A 25,569-nucleotide genomic window follows, 5' to 3' on the forward strand; every position below is an offset into this window, starting at 1 on the left:
CTGGTGTTTGCCAGTGGCTTGTGCAGATCTCACCAATAAATGATCCGGTTCAGAATTAAGCCTTTCTATACGGTGGCTGAACACTGGGGGATCGAAAACACATAACAGTAAAAAACTGCAATTATGTCTCGTATAGGTAAAGCTCCTATCAAATTAGCAGCAGGTGTTACAGCAACTGTATCCGCTTCTAATGAACTGACAGTAAAAGGCCCTAAAGGTGAACTGAAAAAGAACATCGACAGGGATATCAAAATAGAAGTAGCGGATGGTACTTTGACAGTAGTTCGTCCTACTGATCAGATCCGTCACCGCGCACTGCACGGTCTGTACCGTGCGCTGATCAACAACATGGTGATCGGTGTAACTTCAGGTTTCACCAAACAGCTGGAGCTGGTGGGTGTGGGTTACAAAGCTGCCAACGCTGGTCAGCTGCTGGACCTGTCTCTGGGTTATTCTCACAACATCGTTATTGAGATTCCTAAAGAACTGAAAGTAACTACCCTGACTGAAAAAGGTGCGAACCCAAAGATCACCCTGGAAGGTATCGACAACCAACTGTTAGGACAGGTAGCTGCTAAAATCCGTAGCCTGCGTAAACCAGAGCCTTATAAAGGTAAAGGTGTTCGCTACAGCGATGAAGTGGTTCGTAAGAAAGCAGGTAAATCTGCAGGTAAATAATTTTAATTGGCTAACCGGTATCCTTTACTGGTTAGCTAATTCAACAATATTCCGGCAGCATCGGAATATATAAATTAAACAAAGAAATGAGCACAAAAGCAGTTAATAGCAGACAAAAGATCCGTTACCGCATTCGTAAGAAAATCGTAGGTAGCGCTCAGAGACCAAGATTGTCTGTTTTCCGCAGTAATAGCGACATTTACGTGCAATTGATCGATGATGCAAACGGTACTACACTGGCTTCTGCATCTTCCCGCGATAAGGATATCAAAGCACAAAAAGGTACCAAATCCGAGAAATCTAAATTGGTAGGCGCTGCTCTGGCTGCAAAGGCAACCGCACTGGGTATTACCACAGTAACATTCGATCGTGGTGGTTATCTGTACCATGGTCGTGTGAAGAGTGTAGCTGATGGTGCAAGAGAAGCTGGTCTCCAATTCTAATAATCGAAATTGATTAAATCGTAATTCGCAAATAATAAAATGGCAAAGAATACATTTAATAAAGTTAAGGCTGGTGACCTGGAGCTGAAAGAAAAAGTGGTAGCGATCAACCGTGTTACCAAAACCACCAAAGGCGGTCGTACTTTCAGTTTTTCCGCCCTGGTTGTTGTAGGTAACGAACACGGTGTAGTAGGTCATGGTCTGGGTAAAGCCAAAGAAGTACAGGAAGCAATCACTAAAGGTATCGATGATGCCAAGAAGAACCTGATCAAGGTTCCTGTGATGCACGGTACTATTCCTCACGATCAGCTGGCTAAAGAAGGTGCTGCTAAAGTACTGATCAAACCAGCCGCTCATGGTACCGGTGTGATCGCTGGTGGTTCTATGCGTGCCGTTCTGGAAAGCGCAGGTATCACTGACGTTCTGGCTAAATCTCTGGGTTCTGCAAACCCTCACAACGTGGTAAAAGCTACATTCAAAGCTTTAGGCCTGCTGCGTGAGCCGGTACAGATCGCAAAAACCAGAAGCGTATCTCTGAAGAAAGTATTTAATGGATAATATCACCCTGTGGTGAAAGGACTGCTGCTCCGCAGCAGCTCCTGTAATTGTAAGGTGCTAATTCAAAATAACAATGGCAAAGATTAAAGTCACTCAGGTAAAAAGTGGTATAGACCGTCCGGAACGTCAGAAACTGACGCTGAAGGCCCTGGGTCTGAACAAAATGCACAACACCGTTGAGGTGGAAGCCACTCCCCAGATCCTTGGGATGGTGCGTAAAGTAAATCATCTGGTAAAGGTAGAACAAGTACAGGGCTAAGGCTTTGCCGTTCCTCTGGAAAAAAATCCTACATTTATAGTGGATTATTTGCGAATAACATTATACATTTAATGCGAGCGGTTAATTTCCGCGTAAGTAAAAAAAATTAACTCAATGAATCTGCACACGTTACAGCCTGCACAAGGTTCCGTACATAAAGAAAAACGCCTCGGTCGTGGTGAAGCTTCCGGTAAAGGTGGAACAGCTACAAAAGGTAATAAAGGTGGTCAGTCCCGTGCTGGTTACGCTAGCAAAAGAGGTCACGAAGGTGGTCAGATGCCAATTCAGCGTCGTATGCCAAAACGTGGTTTCAAGAGCCTGTCTCCTACTACATATGTAGTGTTCAACATCGGTCAGCTTGACACCCTGGTGGAAAAATATGGCCTGCAGGATTTCTCTCTGGAAAACCTGTACATGAACGGTCTGATCAGCCGCACTGCGAAAGTAAAAGTACTGGGTCAGGGTGAACTGAAGGCTAAAGTTACTGTAAGAGTGAACGCCATCAGTGAAAAAGCCAAGCAGCTGATTGAAGCAGCTGGTGGTTCAGTTGAACTGGTGTAAGTTACACGATCGGAGAGACGCCTACGGAGTAGTGCGTCTTTTCATCTTTTTATTCAGCCAGCGAAATACATCACAAATCCCGGCCAGAGTTACTGAAGAGCAGCTAATTGCAGGTTTGGAATTTGGTCCCGCCACAACCGGGATGAAATTTTGAATATTAAACATTCATCTTCCTGTGAAGAAATTTATCGAAACGATTAAGAATATCTGGAGCATCGAGGATCTGCGTAGCAGAATCCTGACAACCCTGCTTCTTGTCCTCATTTATCGTGTAGGATCCTATATCGTGTTACCCGGTATCGATGCCAACCTGTTGAAGCAGTTTTCAGAGAAATCCAATCAGGGTATCCTGGGCCTGTTTAATATGTTTGCCGGAGGTTCTTTCTCAAGAGCATCCATCTTTGCGCTGGGAATCATGCCATTTATCTCTGCCTCTATCGCCATACAACTGTTGACCATAGCTGTACCTTATTTCCAGAAACTCCAGAAAGAAGGGGAGAGTGGCAGAAAGAAAATCAATCAGTTCACCCGTATCCTGACTGTAGTGGTGACCGGTTTTCAGGCGAGTGCGTATGTTGCCTTCCTGAGAGGCCAATCCAGCGGAGCTATTATCCCTGAATATGGTACTTTCTTCTTCTGGCTGACTACCACCATCGTACTGACTGCAGGTACCCTCTTCGTGATGTGGCTGGGTGAAAAAATCACTGATAAAGGTATCGGTAACGGTACATCCATCATCATCATGGTGGGGATCCTTGCCCGCCTTCCTCAGGCGCTGATTCAGGAATTTACCTCCAGAACTGCGGAAGCCGGCGGCGGATTGCTGGTGTTCCTGATAGAACTGGCAGTATTTATATTCATTACTATCGGTCTGATCCTGCTGGTACAAGGTACCCGTAAGGTACCGGTGAACTATGCTAAACGTATAGTGGGCAACAAACAATATGGTGGTGTACGCCAGTTCATTCCACTGAAAGTGAATGCTGCAGGTGTAATGCCAATCATCTTTGCCCAGGCTATCATGTTTATCCCGGCTACTGCTATCGGTTTTGCTACCGACAGCGCTTCCGGATTCATCCGTATCTTCAGCGACCACACCAATGGTTGGTACAATGTGATCTATGCAGTATTGGTAATTGTATTCACTTACTTCTACACCGCGTTGATCTTCAACCCAACCCAGATGGCCGATGAAATGAAACGTAACAATGGTTTCATCCCAGGTGTTAAACCTGGTACTGCAACTGCAGATTATATTGGTGCAGTCATGGACCGTATCACCCTGCCCGGCGCTTTCTTCCTGGCAATGGTCGGTATCCTGCCTGGTGTAGCTGCTGCCGTGCATATCAACAGTAACTTTGCATCCTTCTTCGGTGGTACTTCACTGCTGATCATGGTGGGTGTAATCCTGGATACGCTGCAGCAGATCGAAAGCCAGCTCCTGATGCGCCATTACGATGGCCTGATGAGTACTGGCCGTATCAAAGGCAGAACTGCTCCGGCTAATGTTTAATTCTTATTAGACAGCTGGGTCGTAAGTAGCCACAGAAGCATAAAGCAGACAGCAGGTAGTACTGCTGCAGGCTTTATGCTTGGTGGCTTCACTGTTTAAAAGACACAAGTCCAACCCGTTTTTACTATGGTGCATTATAAGAGTAAAGAAGAAATAGAATTGATGCGCAAAAGCGCATTACTGGTGAGCGCAACATTAGAAGAGGTGGCTAAAAAGCTGAAACCGGGTATGACTACTGATGATATCGACAAGATTGTTGAAGACTTCATCGTAGCCAACGGTGCTGTACCATCATTCAAAAACTATAAAGGCTTCCCTAAGAGCTGCTGCATCTCTGTAAATGCAGAAGTGGTACACGGTATTCCTAATTCATACGTAGTACAGGATGGAGACATCGTAAGCGTAGACGTAGGGGTATTGCTGAACGGCTTCCATGGAGACAGTGCCTATACATTTGCAGTAGGTAATGTAAAGCCGGAAGTACTGCAGTTAATGAAAGCAACCAAGGCCGCTTTATATAAAGGTATTGAGAAAGCAGTGGCAGGCAACCGTATCGGTGACATCGCCCATGCTATCCAGGAATATACCGAGAAAGAAAGGGGTTATGGCGTGGTACGTGAGCTGGTAGGTCATGGTCTGGGTCGTCACCTGCACGAAGATCCTCAGGTGCCTAATTACGGCAAAAGAGGCAGTGGTCCGATCATGAAGGAAGGACTGGTGATCGCGATCGAACCAATGATCAACCTGGGCACAAAGGACGTGGAGTATATGGAAGACGGGTGGACAGTGATCACCCGCGACGAAAAGCCTTCCGTTCACTTTGAGCACAATGTAGCTGTCATGAAGGGGAAAGCAGACCTTTTATCATCTTTTGCCGGTATTGAAAAGGCAGAAGCTGAAAATCCTGCATTAACCGCAAACTATTAATAATCAAGGGATAAGGCTGATGAAAATCATTTTTCCCGGATAATTATTTAGGTTTATTTTTAGAATTTTATTTTTTACTAAGATTTCGCTATCTTTGCAGTCCTAAAAATTTTTATGGCAAAACAGGCACTCATTAAACAGGATGGAATAATACTAGAAGCCTTGTCTAACGCTATGTTCCGGGTGAAATTGGAAAATGGGCATGAGATTTTGGCCACCATTTCTGGCAAAATGAGAATGCACTATATCCGCATCCTTCCTGGAGACAAGGTTGGGGTAGAGATGAGCCCATATGATTTGAGCAGAGGAAGGATCATATTCAGATATAAATAAACACATAGACTTATAACTCATAACTTATGAAGGTAAGAGCTTCCATAAAAAAAAGAAGTGCAGATTGTAAGATCGTGCGCAGGAAGGGAAAATTGTTGGTAATCAACAAGAAGAATCCTCGTTTTAAACAACGTCAGGGTTAATCATATTAAATAAACTAGAAAATTTAATTCAAATATGGCACGTATAGCCGGTATCGATCTACCTAAGAATAAAAGAGGAGAAATTGGTCTGACCTATATCTATGGTATTGGCCGTTCTACCGCTCAGTACATTCTGGAGAAGTCAGGAATTGACTTTAACAAGAAAGTAAAAGATTGGAACGATGATGAGCAGACTGCTATCCGTAACATCATCAATGGTGAGTTTAAGGTAGAAGGTCAGCTGCGTTCTGAAGTACAAATGAATATCAAGCGTCTGCTGGATATCGCTTGTTACCGTGGTCTCCGCCACAGAAAGGGCTTACCGCTCAGAGGCCAGCGTACTCGTACTAACAGCCGTACCCGTAAAGGTAAACGTAAGACGGTTGCAGGTAAGAAAAAAGCGCCTAAGAAATAATCTTGATAATACAAATAACAAGTTCCAGCTTCCAATGATCGTAAAGATGACGTGGGGTATCTGGAACCTGGAACCTGGAATTTTATATAATTATGGCAAAAGCACAAAATACAAAAGCTGCAGCTAGCAAAAAAAGGGTAGTTAAAGTAGATAACTACGGTGATGTTCACATTTCTGCTAGTTTCAACAACATTATCATCAGCATTACCAACAAGCAAGGACAGGTAATCTCCTGGTCTACTGCTGGTAAGATGGGCTTCAAGGGTTCTAAGAAGAACACTCCATATGCTGCCCAGCTGGCTGCTTCCGATGCTGCTAAAGTAGCACTGGATGCTGGTCTGAAAAGAGCAGATGTTTTTGTAAAAGGTCCTGGAGCAGGACGTGAGAGCGCTATCCGTGCGATCGCTAACTCCGGTATCGAAGTGACTATGATCAAGGATGTGACTCCGCTGCCACACAATGGTTGCCGTCCTCCTAAGAAGAGAAGAGTATAGTATCTATATATACTGAAGATTTTCGAAAGTGGATAGATGGGGGGTAACTCTCACTGGCTGCTTTCGATTTTCTACATTAAGTAATTAAACAAACAAGTGGGTATATGATCGTGTTTAAGATTTTTTAAGGATCATATATCGCAACTAAAAAATCTAGTAACAAAATGGCAAGGTACACAGGACCAAAGACCAAGATCTCCAGAATTTTCGGAGAACCGATTTTAGGTAACGGTAAGTATTTAGGTAAGAACAGCAACCCTCCGGGTCAGCACGGTGCAACCCGTAAGCGTAAACAGCTGGGTGAATACGCACTGCAGCTGCGTGAAAAACAGAAAGCTAAGTACACTTATGGTGTATTGGAGCGTCAGTTCGCAAACCTGTTCGTAGAGGCAAACCGTCGTAAAGGCGTTACCGGTGAAGTATTGATCAAATTACTGGAAGCTCGTCTGGATAACACAGTATTCCGTATGGGTATTGCTGCAAGCCGTCCTGCTGCACGTCAGCTGGTGTCTCACAAGCACATCACTGTAAACGGTCAGGTAATGAACATCCCTTCTTATCAGCTGCAACCAGGTGATATCATCGGACTGAAAGAATCTGCTGCATCCAACACTGCAATCACCAGCAACATTCGTGGTAAAAACCCTAAGTTTAGCTGGTTAGATTGGAACGAGAAAGAACTGAAAGGTACTTTCATCGCTTACCCTGAAAGGGAAGCAGTTCCTGAAAACATCAAGGAACAGCTGATCGTAGAATTGTACTCTAAATAATAATAATACTTTAGCCGTTAGCGAAGGATCATCGGTTATCGATATAAGTTTCTTATATTGGTATCTAATGATTGCCTGCTGACGGCTATTGGCAGTTTTACATAAACATTTAAACTTAACATATCAATGGCAATTCTGAATTTCCAAAAGCCTGATAAGATCGTTTTGCAAAAGTCAACAGACTTTGAAGCTCAATTCGAATTCCGGCCGTTAGAACCGGGTTATGGGGTGACTGTAGGTAACGCGCTTCGTCGTGTACTGTTGTCATCACTTGAGGGTTATGCCATTGTGGGAATAAAGATAGAAGGAGCAGACCACGAGTTTGCAACTTTAAAAGGAATTACCGAAGACGTAACTGAGATCATCCTGAACCTGAAACAGGTTCGTTTCAAAAGGATCGTGGAGAATGAAGTGAGCAATGAGAAGATCCAGATCTCTATCAAAGGTAAGACCGAGTTCCGTGCTGATATGATCGAAAAAGCTACCAGTGCTTTCCAGATCATGAATCCTGAATTACTCATCTGCACACTCGATCCATCTGCAAAGCTGGATATCGAACTGACTATCGGTAAAGGCCGTGGTTATGTTCCTGCTGATGAGAACAAACCAAAGGATGCAGTATTCGGCTACATCGCAATCGACTCTATCTTTACACCAATCAAGAATGTAAAGTATAGCATTGAAAATACCCGTGTGGAGCAGAAGACCGACTACGAGAAGTTGATCATGGAAGTGGTTACCGACGGTACCATCCACCCGGAAGAAGCTGTAAAGCAAGCTTCACGCATCCTGATTCAGCACCTGATGATCATCACTGACGAAAACATCAGCTTTGATACCAAGGATACTGAAAAAGAAGATGTAGTTGACGAACAGACACTGCAACTGCGTAAGATCCTGAAGACTCCGCTGGAAGACCTGGATCTGAGCGTACGTGCTTTCAACTGTCTGAAAGCTGCTAAAATCAACTCCCTGAGCGAACTGGTACAGTACGAGCAGGAAGAACTGATGAAGTTCAGAAACTTCGGTCAGAAATCCCTGAGCGAAATCGAGCAGGTACTGAACGAAAGAGGTCTGCATTTCGGTATGGATCTTTCCAAACTGAAACTGGACGAAGAATAGTCTTTAACTACTTTATAACATAAGTACTCTGTAATTCCTGACACGGTACAGGGGAAACCAAAAATCACAATGTCATGCGTCACGGTAATAAAGTGAACCACCTCAGCAGAACTGCTGCACACCGCTCAGCCCTGTTATCTAACCTGGCTATCGAACTGATCGCTCACAAGCGTATCACCACCACCCTGGCTAAAGCTAAGGCGCTGCGTGTTTATGTTGAGCCTATCCTGACAAGAGCTAAAGCTGATTCTACCCACAATCGTAGAATTGCGTTCAGCTACCTGCAGAACAAGGAAGCGATCAAGGAATTGTTCGGTGCTGTAAGTGAGAAGATTGCTAACCGTCCAGGTGGTTATACCCGTATCATCAAGCTTGGCAAACGTATGGGTGATAACGCTGAAACTGCACTGATCGAACTGGTTGATTTCAATGAAATCTACGGTGGTAAAGTGGAAGAAAAAGCTGCTCCAGCGAAGAAAACCCGTCGTGCTGGCGGTGCCAAAAAGAAAGCAGATGATGCTGCTGCAAATGCAACTGAAGAGAAAGCTGCTGAGTAATCAGAAGATAGTATCCGAAGATAATGAAAGAGTCCCGGGAGTAATCCCGGGATTTTTTTATTTATGGTATGAAGCATGATCCTTTGTTAGAAAGGAGGACTGCTCCTGCAGCCGGTTTTGATTAATTAATTCAGGAGCTTCTACCTGTGCTTGTACGTCTCGTATTATTCAATTAATTAATTAAATTATTTTGTAATATTGCTAACAGGACAACTAACCATAATCTCTAAAACCTATGATTTATTTAAAGTGCAACGCCTGTGCCCACCACAACCCGTCACGTTCTGAGTTCCTTACATTTTGCGAGAAATGTGGTAAAAAGATAGAGAGTTGCTTCTCTAACTGGAAACAAAAACGTCCGGAGGGGAATTTCGAGGAATTCCAGCAGGAGGTTGGCATCTATGTGAAGGACGAAGAACCTAGGGAAAGTCTGAAAGAACGATACATCAAATATGCGGGCAGGAGAGGGGCACTGCTATCCCTGATCCTTGTGATTGGTCTTGCGGCAGTAGCCGGGGGCTATTTCGGTAAGAAAATGGTTATCAACATCATTTATCCTAAAATCAATAAATCCTGGCTATACTCGACCTGGGAAACCGTAGTAATCGGTCGCCAGGCGGTGGAAATCAGTACGCCCATGCACCTGGGGGTGAATGATCAGCCATTGGCACCGGAACTGGCTCCATTGGTAGAGTATACTAAAAGCTACCGCAACCGTTCAGAAGAAGGGATGCAGGTGATGGTAAACATGTTCAGTTTCCGCACCAATATCTCCAATGACCTGGAACTGGCAGCTACTACCGCTGCGAACGGAATGCAGAAAGAAGACGATATCTCCGACCTGAAGTATACCACCAGTCATATTACCCAGAGTGGAATGGATGCGCTGCTCCTGCAGGGTACTTTCAACTACAAGGGCTCGCTTCATCTTTCATTTTATGACCTCCTGGTCACCCGCGGGCAACATCGCTGGGAAGTAGCGATCAGGTACCGTGAAGATGATAAAAACGCATCTACAGCCGCTTTACGCATCATAAAATCGATACATATCAAGTAACAGCTGAGGCAGGCGAAGAATTAATCTGTGTTTTTATCAATTCTTAAGCTATTATTCAATAACTTTGCACGATTTTTCAAAAAAGAATAATAAGCATGCCTCAGACGAGATCAATCCAGCCTGCGATATTACTGTTAGAAGATGGAACAGTATTTCAGGGAAAAGCTTTTGGTAAAATAGGCACCGCTTCCGGTGAACTGTGTTTTAATACTGGTATGACAGGATACCAGGAAGTATTTACCGATCCTTCCTATAAAGGGCAGGTCCTGATCATGAATAATTGCTATATCGGCAATTATGGAGTGAAAAAGGATGACGTGGAAAGCGAAAGTGTGAAGATTAATGGATTGATCGCTAAGAATATTGCGTACAACTATTCTCGTCCAATGGCGGATGGCTCCCTGGAGAAATTCCTGGATGAGAACAACCTGGTAGCAATTTACGATGTAGATACCCGTGCGCTGGTATCACATATTCGTAGCCAGGGTGCGATGAACTGCATCATCTCTTCTGAAATCCTTGACGTAGATCAGCTGAAAGCTAAACTGAAAGAAGTACCTTCAATGGAAGGTCAGGCACTTTGCAAGGAAGTGACTACGAAGGAACCTTACAATGTAGGTGATCCTAATGCAGACATCCGTATTGCAGTATTGGACAATGGTGTGAAGCGTAACATGTTGAAATGCCTCTCAGAAAAAGGTGCTTACCTGCAGGTATTCCCTACGGATACGCCATTTGAAGAGTGTGAGAAATTCAAGCCGAATGCTTACTTCGTATCCAATGGTCCTGGTGACCCTGCTCCGCTGAAATACGCTGTGGATACAGTGAAGAAGATCCTGGCAGCAGATAAGCCGATGTTTGGCATCTGCCTGGGACATCAGTTGCTGGCACTGGCCAACGACATCCCTACTTATAAAATGCACCACGGTCACCGCGGTCTGAACCATCCGGTAAAGAACCTGGCTACCGGTCGTTGCGAAATCACTACCCAGAACCACGGTTTTGCAGTAGATCCAAAGGCAATAGCGGCCAGCGAGCATGTAGAGGTGACACACGTAAACCTGAACGATCAGTCAATTGAAGGTATCAGGATTAAGAACAAACCTGCATTCTCAGTACAGTACCATCCGGAGTCAACTCCCGGTCCGTATGACAGCCGTTACCTGTTTGATGACTTCTTTACCATGATTAAGAAGCACATGTAAGATTAGTTTGTATGTAGAATATGACCAAAAGGCGGTCCGGCTATGTCCGGGCCGTTTTCATTTTGGGGCGGAATGTTCCCGTTTAAATGCTAAAATACTGCTTGTATAAAAAGAGGCTTTTGCAACATGCAAAAGCCTCTTTTTATGAATGTCATCCTTAATATATTGATTATCAATTATCTTGTTCGGTATAGGGCAAAAAAATACGGCTCCGTGATCGGAGCCGTTTGCCTTTATAAATTCCACGTTATGAAAAACTGATACAAAAATACGGTATTTTGCTAAAACGTTTTAGTTTTCTTCAAACTTTTTTACAGAAATCTGAAAAATTCTTTTTTCTGTAGTCGCAACACCTATGTGTTGACGGAGTAAAGTTCGGTTGATAAAAACGTTTGGAAAAATTTCTAAGGTTAAATTTATGCTAAACAACGAAACTCACTGATCTCTTTTCTCTGTCACTATCCCGTCGTTCACAATTCAAATATACGAACAAAATTGAAGAATCCAACACTTTTTCATAAAATATTGTAGATTCTGTTCAGAAAATCGTACATATATTTTTTCTTAATGTAAAAAAAGGGCCTTTTAGGCCCTTTTTTCTATTCTCAACAGAGAAATCAATTATATAGAATTTTATATAATGTATTTATTGTTTTGCGCTGGCTAATGCTTCCATGGCTACTTCTGTTCGACCCGGGTAGATTTCGAGTGCTTTTTCTAAACAGATTAAAGCCTGACGAATATCATCGGTATTGATGACATAAGCGAGTCTTACTTCATTAAGGCCCAGGCCCGGGGTTGCATAAAAACCGGTAGCGGGTGCCAGCATCAGTGTTTTGCCTTCGTATTCGAAGCTTTCCAGCAGCCACTGGCAGAATTTATCGCTATTATCAATTGGCAGGCGGGCGATGGCATAGAAGGCTCCACCCGGGTTAGGGCAGAACACGCCTGGAATCTGATTGAGCATGCTTACCAGCAGGTCTCTTCGATTCAGGTATTCAGCCTTGATTTCCCAGAAGTAGTTGAGTGGCAGGTCTACAGCAGCTTCACCGGCAATCTGGGCAAAGGAAGGGGGGCTCAGTCTTGCCTGGGCAAATTTCATCACCGCATCCAGTACCTGTTGGTTTTTGGTCACCAGGGCACCTATACGGCCTCCGCAGGCGCTATAGCGCTTGGAGATGGTGTCCATCAGGATCACGTGTTGTTCCAGGCCGTCCAGCTTCATGGCGGAGAAATGGTCCCCAACATAACAGAACTCTCTGTATGCCTCATCAGAGAAAAGGTAGAGGTTGTACTTGAGACAGAGTTGTTTCAGTACGTCCAGTTCTTCCCGGCTGTAGAGATAACCGGTAGGATTGTTGGGATTACAGATCATCAGCGCTTTGGTGCGTGGCGTGATGGCTTTTTCGAATTCTTCCATGGCCGGCAGTGCGAAACCGGTTTCGATAGAAGAGGTGATGGTTGTCACCGTTACGCCGGCTTCTGTTGCAAAACCATTGTAGTTTGCATAGAAAGGCTCGGGTACCAGTACTTCATCGCCCGCGTCCAGGCAGGCCATGAATGCGAACATAATGGCTTCGGATCCACCTGTGGTGACAATAATCTGCTGATGGTTCAGCTCAATACCAAATCGTTCATAATAAGTCACCAGTTTGCGACGGTAGCTTTCATTTCCGGCGGAGTGACTATATTCAAGAATTTTAAAGTCTGAATGGCGTACCGCATCCAGGACCTGTTTTGGTGTTTCAATATCGGGTTGGCCGATATTCAGGTGGAATACTTTGGTTCCTTTTTTCTTGGCAGCTTCTGCGTAAGGAACAAGTTTTCGGATGGGAGAAGCTGGCATTTGCTCACCTCTCTTACTAATGGTAGGCATATATTGTGTTTGATTTGCGATACAAAGGTAGTTGATTATGGTTGGGTAAAAATATGGTAAGCAGGTTGGGGCTGGTTGAAATAAAAAAAAGCCTTACAATTATAAAACTGTAAGGCTTAATAAGTTTGTACAACGGGAGCCGTTGCAATGGCAGTACAAATTAGTTTTCAACCTGACCTGTCAGGTGCAGTTCTTTATCCTGATCTACGCCTTTAACTTTAACCCAAATAGTTTTGTTCTGTGTTCCTACACTATTTGCGCTGTAACCTGCAGTGATCTTACCTTTTTTACCAGGCAGGATTGGTTCTTTGGTCCAGGTAGGAGTAGTACAACCACAACTTGCGCGTGCTGTTTCGATGATTACCGGTTCTTTGCTAACGTTAGTGAATTCGAAATCAACAGAAACAGGTTTGTTGAATTTGGTTTTACCGAAGTCGATAGTTTCTTTAGCGAATTTCACTTTACCATCAACAGGGTTCGCTGGTGTTGTAGTCTGAGACTGAGCCCAAAGAGCAGTAGTTAACAACATGCTCGCAAATAGGGATAAGATAAACTTTTTCATTTTATAATCTGGTTTTGACGATTGGTTAAAAATATGATCACCGTTTCGTAAGTAACAAATTTACAGCCAAAATTAACGCATCAATAGGGAATTTATTAAAATCTTATTAAAAAAATTCTAATTATTTTACCTGATACATTTACAATCATTTCTCACTTGTATTTTATACCTTACTTTTGTGACATATACAACGAGGCATGATAGAAAACAATGAACTAACTATGAATACGGAAAGCCGGCTGTCATTCGAGGAATTTCGGAAAGAAGTACTTGAAGATTATCGCCTGGCCTGCGAAAGCAGGGAAGTTAGTCTGCTGGCCCGTAAGGAAGTCCTTACAGGTAAGGCCAAGTTCGGTATATTCGGGGATGGAAAGGAAGTGGCTCAGGTAGCCATGGCTAAGTATTTCCAGCCGGGAGATTTCCGCTCCGGGTACTATCGTGATCAGACATTTGCTTTTGCCAGTGGTATTGCCACTCCTGAGCAGTTTTTCTCGCAGATGTATGCAGACCCAGACCTTGCCAATGAGCCATTTTCGGGAGGCCGACAGATGAACTCGCATTTTGCTACTCCTAACCTTGGTAAGGATGGCAATTGGTTGAACCTGACAGAATCGAAGAACACTGCTACAGACATGTCGCCTACCGCAGCCCAGATGCCACGTGCCCTTGGTTTGGCGTTTGCCTCCAAATTATTCAGGGATGTAGAAAGCCTGAAGGACCTGGAAGGCCTGTCAAAGAACGGTAACGAAGTATGTTTTGCTACTATTGGTGATGCGTCGACCTCCGAAGGTCATTTCTGGGAGACCATGAATGCAGCGGGTGTATTGCAGGTACCACTAGCGGTATTTGTATGGGACGATGGGTATGGTATTTCTGTACCACGTAAGTACCAAACGACAAAGGACTCCATCAGCGCCGCACTGGAAGGATTCCGTAAAACGGAAGACTCCAACGGTTTTGATATATATAATGTAAAAGGCTGGGATTATGCCGGCATGTGTGAGGTATTTGAAGCGGGCATCCGTAAGATCAGGGAAACCCATATTCCTGCCTTATTCCATGTGGAGGAGCTGACGCAGCCACAGGGCCACTCTACCAGTGGTTCCCACGAGCGTTATAAGAGTAAGGAGCGACTGACCTGGGAAAAAGAATTCGACTGCAATCACCAGATGCGTCAGTGGATTCTGGAAAACGCACTTTCTGACGAAGCTACCCTGGCTGAGATAGAGGCGAAAGCTAAATCTTTTGCACAGGAATCCCGTAAGAGTGCATGGGAAAAGTACATTGCGCCTATCCGCAAAGAGGTACAGACCATGCTGGGATTTGGTCAGGCAGTAGCCGCATTGCCACAGGCAGATACTGCACTGGTGAACAACCTGCTGCAGGAACTGCAGAACAACAGGGAGCCCTGGAGAAAGGACATCCTGAAAACTGCCGCCAACATCCTGTTCCGTCATAGAAACATTCAGTCTCCGGCTATTGCTGCCCTGAAAACATACTATGAGGACCTGCTGGCCCGCGAAAAAGAAAATTACAACTCCTTCCTGCATGCTACGGGTGTTAACTCTGCGCTGAATGTACCGGTAGTACCGGCTGCATATGATGCGGATACTGTAAGCATCAACGGATACGAGATCCTGAACAAATATTTCGATCAGCTGATCAGCAATAATCCTAAGGTTTTTGCCTTTGGTGAAGACGTAGGTAAAATCGGTGACGTGAATCAGGGTTTTGCCGGTTTACAGGCAAAACATGGCAACAAGCGCATATTCGATACCGGTATCCGTGAGTTAACCATCATGGGACAGGGTATTGGGATGGCATTACGTGGTTTAAGGCCCATTGCTGAAATCCAGTACCTGGATTACCTGATTTATGGTCTGCAGCCACTGAGCGACGATGTAGCGAGCCTGCAATATCGTACAAAAGGTATTCAGTCCTGCCCGATTATCGTTCGTACCCGTGGTCACAGGCTGGAGGGCATCTGGCACTCCGGTTCACCAATGAGTATGATTATGGGCGCGCTGAGAGGTATGCATATGTGTGTGCCACGCAATATGGTGCAGGCAGCTGGTATGTACAATACCCTGCTTCAGGCAAATGAGCCAGCCCTGATGATTGAGTCGCTGAATGGCTACCGCCTGAAGGAAAAGCTGCCTAATAACCTGGCAACGTTTACCGTACCATTGGGTGTGCCTGAGGTGATGAAGGAAGGTACTGATATCACGATCGTGTCTTACGGCTCTACCCTGCGTATAGTTGAAGAAGCGATCCAGACACTGGAAGAGCTGGAAGTATCCGTTGAACTGGTGGATGTACAGACACTCTTGCCTTTTGATATCAATCATAAAATCCTGGAATCACTGAAGAAGACGAACAGGATCCTGTTTGTGGATGAAGACGTACCAGGTGGTGGTACAGCATATATGTTCCAGCAGGTGATTGAAGGCCAGGGTGCGTACCGCTGGCTGGATGTAGCTCCGCGTACATTGAGTGCCCAGGCGCATCGTCCTGCATATGGTTCAGATGGAGACTACTTCTCCAAGCCAAATGTGGAAGATGTGATCAGGGTAGTGCTGGAAATGGTAGCAGAATAATCGAAAGAGCAGATCAAATCAGCTTAAAATACGAACGCAAGGCTTTCAAAGGCCTTGCGTTTTTGTTTTGTATAGTTGTAGGTTTAAGAAATGACAAGTAGTACAGGTACAAATATGATAAATTGTTTTATAATATTTATTATTCGCCTAAAAGAAATTCCATTTTTGGAGGGAGCTGATAAATTAAGTTAGGATTGCTAATGTTTAAACAATTTTTTCTCAAAGTATGTTATTATTCTGTAGTGAGTGATACTTAATATATTAGACATTCTTTTTTTATTCGTCATCAGGAATGAATAAAATGAATGTTTGAAAATTAAAACGCAGGATATAAATTGTATTGTAGAATTTTTTTAGAGGGAGAATTGAACAAGCACCACGTTACGATAGGTTAATAGTAATTAAATTATTTAATTATCAACCCAAATCCATTTATGAAAGCAGGAGTACTGTTAGTTGAAGACGATTTGTTTTTTGCCAAAGTGGTAAAAAGCCATTTAGAAAAGGCCGGGTACGATGTAACTCATTGTGCTAACGGTGAAGAGGGCTGGGCAACTTTTCAGGACAAGCCCTTCGACATTTGTCTGTTGGATGTGATTATGCCTGGTATGGATGGGTTTACCCTGTGCCGGGAGATTCGCGACAAGGATGAAAATGTACCAATTATCTTTGCTTCTTCCCGGTATATGGAGCAGGATAAGCTGAACGGCTTTGAAGCCGGCGGCGATGACTATCTCGTAAAACCTTTTAATATGGAAGAGTTACTCTGCCGTATGGAAGTGTTCATGAAGCGGAGTCGTCTCTTGCAGCATGACAAGCAGGTGGTGTTCACCTTGGGTACACTCGTATTTAATTACAGCGAATTCAAAATATATCATCAACCATCCAATACTGATATCAATTTACCGCCCAAGGAGGCTGAGCTGCTCAAGTATCTCTGTGAAAATGCAAATAAGAAGCTGAAGAGAGAAGGTATCCTGCTCAGTGTATGGGGAAATGACGATTTCTTCACCGGCAGAAGTATGGATGTATACCTGACGCGTATCAGGAAGCATTTCAGGCTGGATGGCACCATTAAGCTGGAAACCATTCATGGCAAGGGCTTACGCCTGGTAACAGAAACAGAGAAGGTTGCGGAAAAGTTATAAATTAAAAAAGGGTCTGCGATTGCAGACCCTTTTTCTTTGAAGCCAGGTTTCATGCCTGTAGCTGAGCTCCTGATTTCTTGAATGTTTTTATGATTATCTCAGCGTGTGGAACACCTGCTGTACGTCATCGTCCTGCTCCAGTCTGTCAATCAGTTCCAGCACTTCCTTCGCCTGCTCTTCATTCAGCTCCGTGGTAGTGGTAGGAATACGCTTTAATTCAGCGCTGACTACCTGGATATTTCTATCTTCCAGTGCTTTGGACATATTACCAAACTCAGTGAAAGGAGTACGGATAATGATATTGCCTTCGCTGTCTTCACCGATTTCTTCCAGCCCTGCATCAATCAGTTCCAGCTCCAGGTCTTCCAGGTTCTGGCCTTCATTCTTGATTTTGAATTCACCCATACGGTTGAAGAGGAAACCAACCGAACCACTGTTGCCAAGGCTACCACCTGTTTTGTTAAAGTGCATACGTACGTTGGCAACGGTACGGGTAGGGTTGTCTGTAGCAGTTTCTACTATTACAGCCACGCCGTGCGGTGCATATCCTTCGTATACAACTTCTTCATAGTCAGTTTTATCCTTTCCCATCGCGCGCTTGATCGCAGCTTCAACGCGGTCTTTGGGCATGTTCACACCTTTCGCATTCAATACGCATCTGCGGAGGGCAGGATTATTATCAGGATCAGGACCTCCCGCTTTTACAGCTATCGCGATTTCCTTGCCTATCCTGGTAAACTGCTTTGCCATCCTGTCCCAGCGGGCAAACATGGTGTGTTTTCTTACTTCAAATATCCTTCCCATAGTGGGTAATGTGATTAATTATTAAGAATAGAGGTGCAAATTTATGGAAAAGGGCCGGAAAAACTGAATTTCCCGGCCCATTCCTGTTGTATACTGTTGAATATTTTATTTAACCAGCTTTCTGGTTTTACTGTGTTTTACGCTATAACCGAAGTAGATCACGAAACCAATCAGCAGCCAGATGATCAGTCTTGTCCAGTTTTCCCAGCCAAGGCTGAATATCATGGTTACGCAGAACAGGGTACCTACGATAGGTACTACCGGTACCCATGGTGTTTTGAATTCACGTGGCAGATCAGGATCTGTCTTACGCATTACGATTACGCCCAAACATACAAGTACGAAGGCGAACAGGGTACCGATACTTGTCATATCACCTACCACGCTATCAGGAACGAAAGCAGCAAACAGGGATACGAATATGAAGAACATAGCCTGTGACCTGTAAGGAGTACGGTATTTAGGATGCAGATCAGCAAATACTTTTGGAACCAGACCATCGTTGGCCATGGAGTAGAATACGCGGGTCTGGCCCAGCAGCATCACCAGGATTACTGACGAGAAACCAGCCAGGATAGCGACAGTTACGAATGTAGACAGCCAGCCATATCCTACCATGTATTTGTCAATTACATATGCTACGGAAGCCTCACCACCTTCTTTCAGGAAGTCCTGGTAGGGAGCGATACCTGTCAGCACGTAGGAGAAGAGGATATATAAAGCAGTACATACGAACAGGGAAACCAGGATACCTATAGGCATATTGCGCTTAGGATTTACAGTTTCCTGTGCAGCGGTAGATACTGCATCAAAACCAATAAATGCAAAGAATACTACACCTGCTCCCCGCAAGACCCCTGATATACCATGGAACCCGTACTTCGAATAATCGACGACCGTACCATTGTGCATAGTTACAGTACCCGCATTTTCAGGGATCATGAATGGAGTATGGTTCACCGGATTGATGAACTGCCAGCCAAGGAGGATGATCAGGATTACGATAGCTACTTTAGCGATAACGATGATGTTATTCACAATTGCAGAACCTTCGATACCGCGTATGAGCAGTAAACTCAGCAACAGCAGAATGAAGATAGCAGGGATGTTCATGATACCATGTACACCTGCATCAGATGTTTCGAAAGGACTGTGACACCATTGGTAGGGGACGGTCCATCCGACTGTTTTTTCCAATAGTTTATTCAGATACTGCGCCCAGCCTATGGCCACAGTAGCGGCACCCAGTGCATATTCCAGCACGAGATCCCAGCCGATGATCCAGGCAATAAATTCACCCATAGTGGCATAAGAGTAGGTATAAGCACTACCAGCGATAGGGATCATAGAGGCAAATTCTGCGTAGCATAAACCTGCTAAAGCACAACCTGCAGCTGCAATGATAAATGAGAAGACAACTGCGGGTCCGGCGTGTTGTCCGGCAGCAGCTGCTGTTCTTACGAAGAGGCCTGCACCAATGATGGCACCAATGCCCAATGCAATCAGGGAACCTGCGCCCAGCGTGCGTTTAAGTCCTTTGTCCGATTCAGATGCTTCTGATAATAAAATGGAGAGAGGCTTTTTTACAAAAAGTTTGCCCATACTGTATGTCTATTGTGGTTGACGTTTGAATGGTTTAGTAATTTGTTGTTTCAATTCATTACAGATCGCCAAATATAGGCATCAATTTTATAAAATGACACACAACTTTAGCTCAACAGCATTATTTTTGGGGGATTTTAGTCAGTTTATACAATTTCTTAATATAAAAAGTGCCGCTGCATGAAGAAATCCAACCGCCTTACCTTCTACATATTTTTAGCAATGGTATTGGGGATATTGACAGGTTATTTGGTGAATATTGCTTATTCGGGTAAAGATGGTGGGCAAGTTACTATTGGAAAGTTCGTGGAAAATATATCGATACTGACCAGTGTTTTTCTTCGCCTTGTAAAAATGATTATTGCTCCGCTGGTATTTACCACGCTCGTAGTAGGTATCGCCAAGCTGGGTGATATCAAGGCTGTAGGCCGTATTGGGGGTAAGACCATGTTATGGTTCATTTCGGCTACTTTTGTTTCCCTGTTCCTGGGGCTGATTCTCGTCAACATACTGAAACCTGGGGCTGATATGCACCTGGTAGATAAGCATGCGGAATCTGGTATCAAGGCAGCAGACATGACCCTGAGAGGTTTTTTCGAGCATGTATTTCCGGATAGTGTTGTAAATGCGATGGCACACAACGAGATCCTGCAGATTGTAATATTCGCCCTGTTCTTTGGTGTGGCAACAGCTGCAATAGGAGAAATGGGCCAGATAGTAATTAAGTTCCTGGATAGTGTAGCGCACATCATGCTGAAAGTAACGGGCTATGTGATGAACTTTGCCCCTTTTGCAGTATTTGGTGCTATGGCTGCTACGATAGCTGAGAAGGGAGCGGGAATCCTGAGAACTTATGGCATATTTATCAGTGAGTTTTACGCAGGTCTTGCCTGCCTGTGGATTGTACTGGCAGGGGTAGGTTGCCTGATATTGGGAAAGCGTGGACTGGACCTGCTGAAAAGAATAAAAGATCCGGTATTGCTGGCATTTAGCACTGCAAGTAGCGAGGCTGCCTATCCGAAGGTGATGGAAGAACTGGAAGGATTCGGAGCTGATAACCGTATAGTGAGCTTTGTATTGCCACTGGGTTATTCCTTCAACCTGGATGGTTCTATGATGTATATGACGTTTGCCAGCCTCTTTATAGCCCAGGCATATGATATGCACCTGGGTATTGAGCAGCAGTTTTCCATGTTGCTGGTATTGATGATTACCAGTAAGGGAATTGCAGGTGTACCAAGGGCATCGCTGGTAGTGATAGCCGGTACCCTGTCAATGTTTAAGATTCCTGACGAAGGTTTATTGTTATTGCTGGGGGTAGACCACTTGTTGGATATGGGCCGTTCTGCCACCAACGTGATTGGGAATGCCATGGCAACCGGGGTAGTGTCCAAATGGGAGGGGGCACTGGCAGCACCACGGACCAATCCAGAACTATAACATTGATATAACGTTTAAATCCTTATTTTGCTTCCGCGGCGATTCCGCAGGGCAAGACCTTAAATTAGTGGAGATTATTCAAAGCATATGGACCAGTTTATAGAACTATTTAAGCACCTCATTAACCCGGAATGGATTATTAACCATGGGGGATTGTATTTGTTACTGATTATAATTTTCGCGGAGACAGGTTTATTTGTAGGGTTCTTTTTACCTGGTGATTCCCTGTTATTTGTAGCGGGTATTTATGGTGGATTGTTGAGTAATGCTTTTTATGATGTTCCATTCTTTTTTATAATGGTGATGATTGCCGTTGCCGGTGTGCTGGGCAATTTTGTAGGTTTTTGGTTTGGGCGTAAGTCCGGGCCGCTTTTATTTAGCCGGAAAGACACCTTACTCTTCAAGAAAAAGCACCTGTACCAGGCGAAGGAGTTTTATGACAAGCATGGCGGTGGTGCCATCTTCCTGGCAAGGTTCCTGCCTATCATCCGTACATTTGCCCCTATCGTAGCAGGTATTGTGGGAATGGACAGGAAGAAATTTATGTTCTTTAATATTATCAGCTCTTTTACCTGGGTATTTTCAATGATGCTGGCCGGTCATTATCTGGACAAGGCTTTCCCATCTTTGAAAGAACACCTGGAACTGATTGTGATTATATTGATTCTTATTACTACCTTACCAGTGATCATCAAACTGTTTTTCAGTAAACCAAAGCATGCTTCGCCACCGCATGTTGACTAACATGTGAATGAATAATTATCTTTAAAATCCTCATGAAACCAGACTCGAAAAGTTCCACAATTTTCAATGTTGCCGTATTGGTGGCATCATTGGGCTATTTCGTAGATATCTACGACTTATTACTATTTACCATAGTACGGGTGCCCAGCCTGAAATCTCTGGGTATATCACAGGATGAGATTGACAAGGGGATAGGGGTCTGGCTGATGAACATCCAGATGATAGGCCTGCTGTTGGGCGGTATCATGTGGGGAATCATCGCTGATAAGAAGGGAAGGCTCCGGGTTTTGTTCGGTTCCATTCTATTGTATTCGGTGGCCAACATTGCCAATGGTTTTGTGCAGACGACAGCCGCTTATTCTTTCTGGCGCTTTGTAGCCGGGGTAGGTCTGGCTGGTGAACTCGGTGCTGGTATTACCCTGGTGGCGGAGATCCTGCCAAAAGAAAAGAGGGGATATGGTACCATGATCGTAGCTACTGTGGGGGTATCCGGCGCGATAGCGGCGAACCTGATTGCGAAGCTGGTGCCTGACTGGCGCTATTGTTACTTCATTGGTGGAGGTCTGGGATTAGTGTTGTTATTATTGAGAATCAGTGTAATGGAATCCGGTATGTTCCATGCGGCAGCTACGGACAATGCGGTAAAGCGGGGGAATATCTTTGCCCTGCTCAATAACCGGGAGCGCTTTATAAAATACCTGAAATGTATTATGCTGGGTACGCCGACCTGGTTTGTGGTAGGCATCCTGGTAGCATTTTCCAATAAGTTTGCAGTTGAAATGGGGGTTAAGGACCCGATAGCTCCGGGCGATGCGATTGCATTTTGCTATGCGGGGCTGGTACTGGGCGACTTTGTCACGGGCTGGGTGAGCCAGTTGTGGAAAAGCAGGCGAAAGGTCATGATTTTATTCCTCCTGCTTACGACTGTTTGTACGGCAGTTTACCTGCACCAATCGGGTACCGGCAAGGCATTCTTCTTCACCATATGTTTCCTGTTAGGTTTCAGTGTAGGGTTCTGGGCAATTTTCGTTACGATTGCGGCGGAGAGTTTTGGTACGAACCTGCGGGCTACGGTGGCGATTACGGTACCTAACTTTGCGAGGGGCATGCTGGTGTTGATCACGATGTTGTTTGGCTGGTTACAGCATTCATTCAGTTACCTGACCAGTGCGGGGATAGTAGGTGTGGTGACGATTGGGTTGGGGTTACTGGCATCTTACCTGGTGCCGGAGACCTTTGGGAAGGATCTGAATTATATGGAGACGATTTAATACTTGAATAGATAATAAAAAAAAGTCCGGATGTAATGAGTATCAATACTCACTCATCCGGGCTTTTTTGTGGATTAATACCTCATTAGGATTTTATCCAACAGTACATTCAGTTGTTTCGCTTCGTCTTCCGTAAGCGACAGGTTCAGAGAATCTTCCAGTGCAGGAAGGTCGACATCGACTTCTTCGAGGAGTGCGAGGCCTTTGGGAGTGATCATGACATCTACCGCACGACGGTCAATTTCACTTGCTTTTCTTTCTACCAGACCAGCTTTCCTGAGGCGTTCCACGAGGCGGGAAACGTCGCTCATTTTGTCCAGCATCCTTTCTTTCAAAGTGTTGATATTAGCTGCTTTAGGATGCTGTCCCCGCAGGATGCGAAGGATGTTATACTGCTGCATGGTGATGTCAAACTTTTTAAAGAAATGCTGGTGACGGGAAACCAGCCAGTTGCCTACGAAGATGAGACCTATTAACCCTTTGTTATACTCGCTGGTCCAACTTTTTTGCGAGATCAGTTTTTCTATATTTGACATAAGTGCGCGTATATCGGCTTAAAAATACGATAATTCAATTATGTATAGGAAAGGGAAAATAAACGCAGGCACTTAATTGAGTGGTAAATAAAAAAAATCGCTTTTGTCTGGGACAGAAGCGATTTTTTGATGTGTGGGTCTGGCGGAAGGCCAATTTAAAGATTGTTAATAAGTGGAATCAGGCTACAACTTTCATATTGTCAAGTACGTCCATCACTTCTTTTACGTGATCGGCGGAAGATTTGAGCAGTTCAGTTTCGTTTTGGTTTAATTGTAGTTCTATAATTTTTTCGATACCGTTTTTACCCAGTATCACTGGTACACCGAGGTAGATGTCTTTGAGGCCATATTGTCCGGAGAGCCATGCGCAGCAGGGGAAGATGCGTTTTTCGTCTTTCAGGATAGCTTCTACCATCTGGGCGGCAGCAGCGCCGGGTGCGTACCATGCGGAGGTGCCCAGGAGGTTTACAATTTCGCCGCCACCTACTTTGGTGCGCTGGATGATGGCTTCGAGTTTGTCGGGAGCAACCAGTTCGGTAACAGGAATACCTGATACGGTGGTGTAGCGGGGGAGGGGGACCATGGTATCGCCATGACCTCCCATGAGGATGGCCTGAATGTCTTTGGGCGAGCAGCCAATTTCTTCAGCGAGGAAGGCGCGGTAGCGGGCGGTATCGAGGATACCGGCCATACCGAACACTTTGCTGCTGTCTTTGCCGGCGGTGAGGTAAGCGCAATACGTCATTACATCGAGTGGGTTACTAACTACGATGATGATTGCATCAGGGGAATATTGTGAGATATTCTCTGTTACAGACTTTACGATATTGGCATTGGTGTTGATCAGGTCATCGCGGCTCATACCTGGTTTGCGGGGGAGTCCCGACGTAATCACAACCACATCGCTACCGGCTGTTCGCTCATAGTCATTCGTCACCCCCGATATTCTTGTGCTGTAATAGTCAATCGGTGCTTGTTGCCATGAATCCAGCGCTTTCCCTTCAGCTGTTCCCTCCTTAATGTCCAATAACACGACTTCCTGTAAAAAATCTCTGTGGGCCAGCACATTAGCACAGGTTGCGCCTACATTGCCAGCTCCTACAACAGTAACTTTCATCGTATGTTTTTTATTTAAAGGTGAAGAATATGAGGATGAACAAATGTATCACTGCCCGCTGAAGCAGTTTTGCACTACTTCAGGAGTTCAACCAGATCTTCGATCTTCGCAGTACCTTCAAAACCTTTCACAAACTGACCTTTCCTGTCGTAGATAAAGAGGCCGGGGAAGTAGTGGAGGTTGTAGAAATACATGATCTGGCGGGTAGGTTCACTGCCCATGGTGATGTTCGGGTAGTTCTTAATATTATAGTGGTCATAATATTCTTTCATCAATTCCCGTTTGAACGGGGTTACCATCAGGATCTGGGCTTTTTTGAACTTGTCGATGTTTTTGAGCATTTCTTCTGTCAGGTGTTTGCAATGGTCACAATCCACGCTAAAAACGAAAACCAGGGTTTTTACGTTCTTTTTCAGGTCCTTCTTGGTAATTACTTTTCCATCGGGCAGGGTATACTGAAAGGCGGGTGGTGTGGGAAACTGCAGGTAAGGAGGTTGATCCTTGGCGGCTGCGGCGGGTGCCTGGGTAGTTTTGTTGGATTGTGCATTCATCAAGGCTGGCAGACATAACAATAGTACAATCAGATAGTGCTTCATATAACTCTTTGATTTGAAAATAATATTACCGCTAAAGGTATCGAATTTAAGCATATGGCAAAGGCCCATTTACATGACCGGGAAAACCGGCCTCATACATTAAAAATGATGTTTTTCTGGCCTTAAAAAGGCTTAAAATGGGCTCAAAACGCTTACTTTTCCAATTTTTTATAAAAAAATTACTAGATTACCTTCCCTTACATTATGTTTGCATTCCTAAAAAAAATAATAGGTAACGTTA

The 25,569-nt window shown here is 44.5% G+C and carries 28 protein-coding genes; 21 read left to right on the forward strand and 7 right to left on the reverse strand.

Features of this window, described 5'->3' with window-relative positions; genetic code table 11:
- Positions 1–123 precede the first annotated feature (123 nt).
- The 16 genes from rplF (at position 124) to carA (ending at position 11,035) form a co-directional block, all read left to right on the forward strand.
- Positions 124–678, forward strand: coding sequence for a 50S ribosomal protein L6 (rplF, locus tag DXN04_RS00940; RefSeq protein WP_116851448.1), 555 nt, complete (start codon positions 124–126; stop codon positions 676–678).
- An 86-nt stretch (positions 679–764) separates the two neighbouring features.
- Positions 765–1,121 carry a 50S ribosomal protein L18 gene (gene rplR / locus DXN04_RS00945; RefSeq protein WP_116851449.1) on the forward strand — a complete coding sequence of 119 codons (357 nt, stop codon included), beginning with the start codon at positions 765–767 and terminating at the stop codon, positions 1,119–1,121.
- Positions 1,122–1,160: 39 nt separating this feature from the next.
- Positions 1,161–1,679: a 30S ribosomal protein S5 gene (gene rpsE, locus DXN04_RS00950; protein ID WP_012789304.1), complete on the forward strand. Its 519-nt coding sequence runs from the start codon at positions 1,161–1,163 to the stop codon at positions 1,677–1,679.
- Positions 1,680–1,752: 73 nt separating this feature from the next.
- Positions 1,753–1,938 (forward strand): 50S ribosomal protein L30, encoded by a 186-nt coding sequence (gene rpmD, locus DXN04_RS00955; RefSeq protein WP_072360617.1) that lies wholly within the window; start codon positions 1,753–1,755, stop codon positions 1,936–1,938.
- Positions 1,939–2,052: 114 nt separating this feature from the next.
- On the forward strand, positions 2,053–2,499 hold the full coding sequence (gene rplO, locus DXN04_RS00960; protein ID WP_116851450.1) for a 50S ribosomal protein L15: 447 nt from the start codon (positions 2,053–2,055) through the stop codon (positions 2,497–2,499).
- Positions 2,500–2,674: 175 nt separating this feature from the next.
- Entirely contained in the window at positions 2,675–4,012 is a 1,338-nt protein-coding gene (gene secY, locus DXN04_RS00965) for a preprotein translocase subunit SecY (protein WP_116851451.1), read from the forward strand.
- A gap of 126 nt (positions 4,013–4,138) precedes the next feature.
- The gene (gene map / locus DXN04_RS00970) at positions 4,139–4,939 is read left to right on the forward strand and encodes a type I methionyl aminopeptidase (protein ID WP_116851452.1); all 801 of its coding nucleotides are present in this window, start codon (positions 4,139–4,141) and stop codon (positions 4,937–4,939) included.
- A gap of 114 nt (positions 4,940–5,053) precedes the next feature.
- Positions 5,054–5,272, forward strand: coding sequence for a translation initiation factor IF-1 (infA, locus tag DXN04_RS00975; RefSeq protein WP_012789309.1), 219 nt, complete (start codon positions 5,054–5,056; stop codon positions 5,270–5,272).
- Between the two features lie 26 nt (positions 5,273–5,298).
- Positions 5,299–5,415 (forward strand): 50S ribosomal protein L36, encoded by a 117-nt coding sequence (gene rpmJ, locus DXN04_RS00980; RefSeq protein WP_072360626.1) that lies wholly within the window; start codon positions 5,299–5,301, stop codon positions 5,413–5,415.
- 34 nt (positions 5,416–5,449) lie between these two features.
- Positions 5,450–5,830, forward strand: a complete 381-nt coding sequence (gene rpsM, locus DXN04_RS00985) for a 30S ribosomal protein S13 (RefSeq protein WP_116851453.1) — start codon at positions 5,450–5,452, stop codon at positions 5,828–5,830.
- 92 nt (positions 5,831–5,922) lie between these two features.
- Entirely contained in the window at positions 5,923–6,324 is a 402-nt protein-coding gene (gene rpsK / locus DXN04_RS00990) for a 30S ribosomal protein S11 (protein WP_072360630.1), read from the forward strand.
- A 164-nt stretch (positions 6,325–6,488) separates the two neighbouring features.
- Positions 6,489–7,094, forward strand: coding sequence for a 30S ribosomal protein S4 (gene rpsD / locus DXN04_RS00995; RefSeq protein WP_072360632.1), 606 nt, complete (start codon positions 6,489–6,491; stop codon positions 7,092–7,094).
- Between the two features lie 126 nt (positions 7,095–7,220).
- Positions 7,221–8,216: a DNA-directed RNA polymerase subunit alpha gene (locus DXN04_RS01000; protein ID WP_072360634.1), complete on the forward strand. Its 996-nt coding sequence runs from the start codon at positions 7,221–7,223 to the stop codon at positions 8,214–8,216.
- Positions 8,217–8,290: 74 nt separating this feature from the next.
- Positions 8,291–8,773, forward strand: a complete 483-nt coding sequence (gene rplQ, locus DXN04_RS01005) for a 50S ribosomal protein L17 (protein ID WP_116851454.1) — start codon at positions 8,291–8,293, stop codon at positions 8,771–8,773.
- Between the two features lie 235 nt (positions 8,774–9,008).
- Complete coding sequence (locus tag DXN04_RS01010) at positions 9,009–9,830, forward strand: hypothetical protein (RefSeq protein WP_116851455.1); 822 nt, start codon at positions 9,009–9,011, stop codon at positions 9,828–9,830.
- Between the two features lie 95 nt (positions 9,831–9,925).
- Positions 9,926–11,035 carry a glutamine-hydrolyzing carbamoyl-phosphate synthase small subunit gene (carA, locus tag DXN04_RS01015; protein WP_116851456.1) on the forward strand — a complete coding sequence of 370 codons (1,110 nt, stop codon included), beginning with the start codon at positions 9,926–9,928 and terminating at the stop codon, positions 11,033–11,035.
- A gap of 646 nt (positions 11,036–11,681) precedes the next feature.
- Here carA and DXN04_RS01020 read toward each other — a convergent pair.
- Together DXN04_RS01020 and DXN04_RS01025 are read right to left on the reverse strand one after the other, a co-directional pair.
- Positions 11,682–12,911 carry a pyridoxal phosphate-dependent aminotransferase gene (locus DXN04_RS01020; RefSeq protein ID WP_116851457.1) on the reverse strand — a complete coding sequence of 410 codons (1,230 nt, stop codon included), beginning with the start codon at positions 12,909–12,911 and terminating at the stop codon, positions 11,682–11,684.
- 160 nt (positions 12,912–13,071) lie between these two features.
- Positions 13,072–13,473: a DUF1573 domain-containing protein gene (locus tag DXN04_RS01025; protein ID WP_083720988.1), complete on the reverse strand. Its 402-nt coding sequence runs from the start codon at positions 13,471–13,473 to the stop codon at positions 13,072–13,074.
- A gap of 197 nt (positions 13,474–13,670) precedes the next feature.
- Between DXN04_RS01025 and DXN04_RS01030 the strand changes: the two genes are divergently transcribed.
- Both DXN04_RS01030 and DXN04_RS01035 read left to right on the forward strand, forming a co-directional pair.
- A complete protein-coding gene (locus DXN04_RS01030) occupies positions 13,671–16,070 on the forward strand; it encodes an alpha-ketoacid dehydrogenase subunit alpha/beta (protein ID WP_116851458.1) in 2,400 nt (799 codons plus the stop codon).
- A 434-nt stretch (positions 16,071–16,504) separates the two neighbouring features.
- A complete protein-coding gene (locus tag DXN04_RS01035; protein ID WP_116851459.1) occupies positions 16,505–17,218 on the forward strand; it encodes a response regulator transcription factor in 714 nt (237 codons plus the stop codon).
- 93 nt (positions 17,219–17,311) lie between these two features.
- On the opposite strand, the gene DXN04_RS01040 is transcribed toward DXN04_RS01035, so the two are convergent.
- Together DXN04_RS01040 and DXN04_RS01045 are read right to left on the reverse strand one after the other, a co-directional pair.
- Positions 17,312–18,022, reverse strand: a complete 711-nt coding sequence (locus DXN04_RS01040; protein ID WP_116851460.1) for a YebC/PmpR family DNA-binding transcriptional regulator — start codon at positions 18,020–18,022, stop codon at positions 17,312–17,314.
- Positions 18,023–18,127: 105 nt separating this feature from the next.
- A complete protein-coding gene (locus DXN04_RS01045; RefSeq protein ID WP_116851461.1) occupies positions 18,128–19,624 on the reverse strand; it encodes an amino acid permease in 1,497 nt (498 codons plus the stop codon).
- 180 nt (positions 19,625–19,804) lie between these two features.
- On the opposite strand from DXN04_RS01045, the gene DXN04_RS01050 reads away from it, so the two are divergent.
- From DXN04_RS01050 to DXN04_RS01060, 3 genes are all read left to right on the forward strand, one after another.
- Complete coding sequence (locus DXN04_RS01050) at positions 19,805–21,064, forward strand: dicarboxylate/amino acid:cation symporter (RefSeq protein ID WP_116851462.1); 1,260 nt, start codon at positions 19,805–19,807, stop codon at positions 21,062–21,064.
- A gap of 87 nt (positions 21,065–21,151) precedes the next feature.
- Complete coding sequence (locus tag DXN04_RS01055; RefSeq protein WP_116851463.1) at positions 21,152–21,808, forward strand: DedA family protein; 657 nt, start codon at positions 21,152–21,154, stop codon at positions 21,806–21,808.
- A gap of 32 nt (positions 21,809–21,840) precedes the next feature.
- Positions 21,841–23,079, forward strand: coding sequence for an MFS transporter (locus DXN04_RS01060; protein ID WP_116851464.1), 1,239 nt, complete (start codon positions 21,841–21,843; stop codon positions 23,077–23,079).
- 74 nt (positions 23,080–23,153) lie between these two features.
- On the opposite strand, the gene DXN04_RS01065 is transcribed toward DXN04_RS01060, so the two are convergent.
- From DXN04_RS01065 to DXN04_RS01075, 3 genes are all read right to left on the reverse strand, one after another.
- On the reverse strand, positions 23,154–23,615 hold the full coding sequence (locus DXN04_RS01065; protein WP_116851465.1) for a MarR family winged helix-turn-helix transcriptional regulator: 462 nt from the start codon (positions 23,613–23,615) through the stop codon (positions 23,154–23,156).
- Positions 23,616–23,793: 178 nt separating this feature from the next.
- A complete protein-coding gene (mdh, locus tag DXN04_RS01070) occupies positions 23,794–24,732 on the reverse strand; it encodes a malate dehydrogenase (protein ID WP_116851466.1) in 939 nt (312 codons plus the stop codon).
- 74 nt (positions 24,733–24,806) lie between these two features.
- Entirely contained in the window at positions 24,807–25,328 is a 522-nt protein-coding gene (locus DXN04_RS01075) for a redoxin domain-containing protein (protein ID WP_158568793.1), read from the reverse strand.
- Between the last annotated feature and the right edge of the window lie 241 nt (positions 25,329–25,569).

The sequence above is a fragment of the Chitinophaga silvisoli genome, from assembly GCF_003412465.1.
GTDB classification, from domain to species: Bacteria; Bacteroidota; Bacteroidia; order Chitinophagales; family Chitinophagaceae; genus Chitinophaga; species Chitinophaga silvisoli.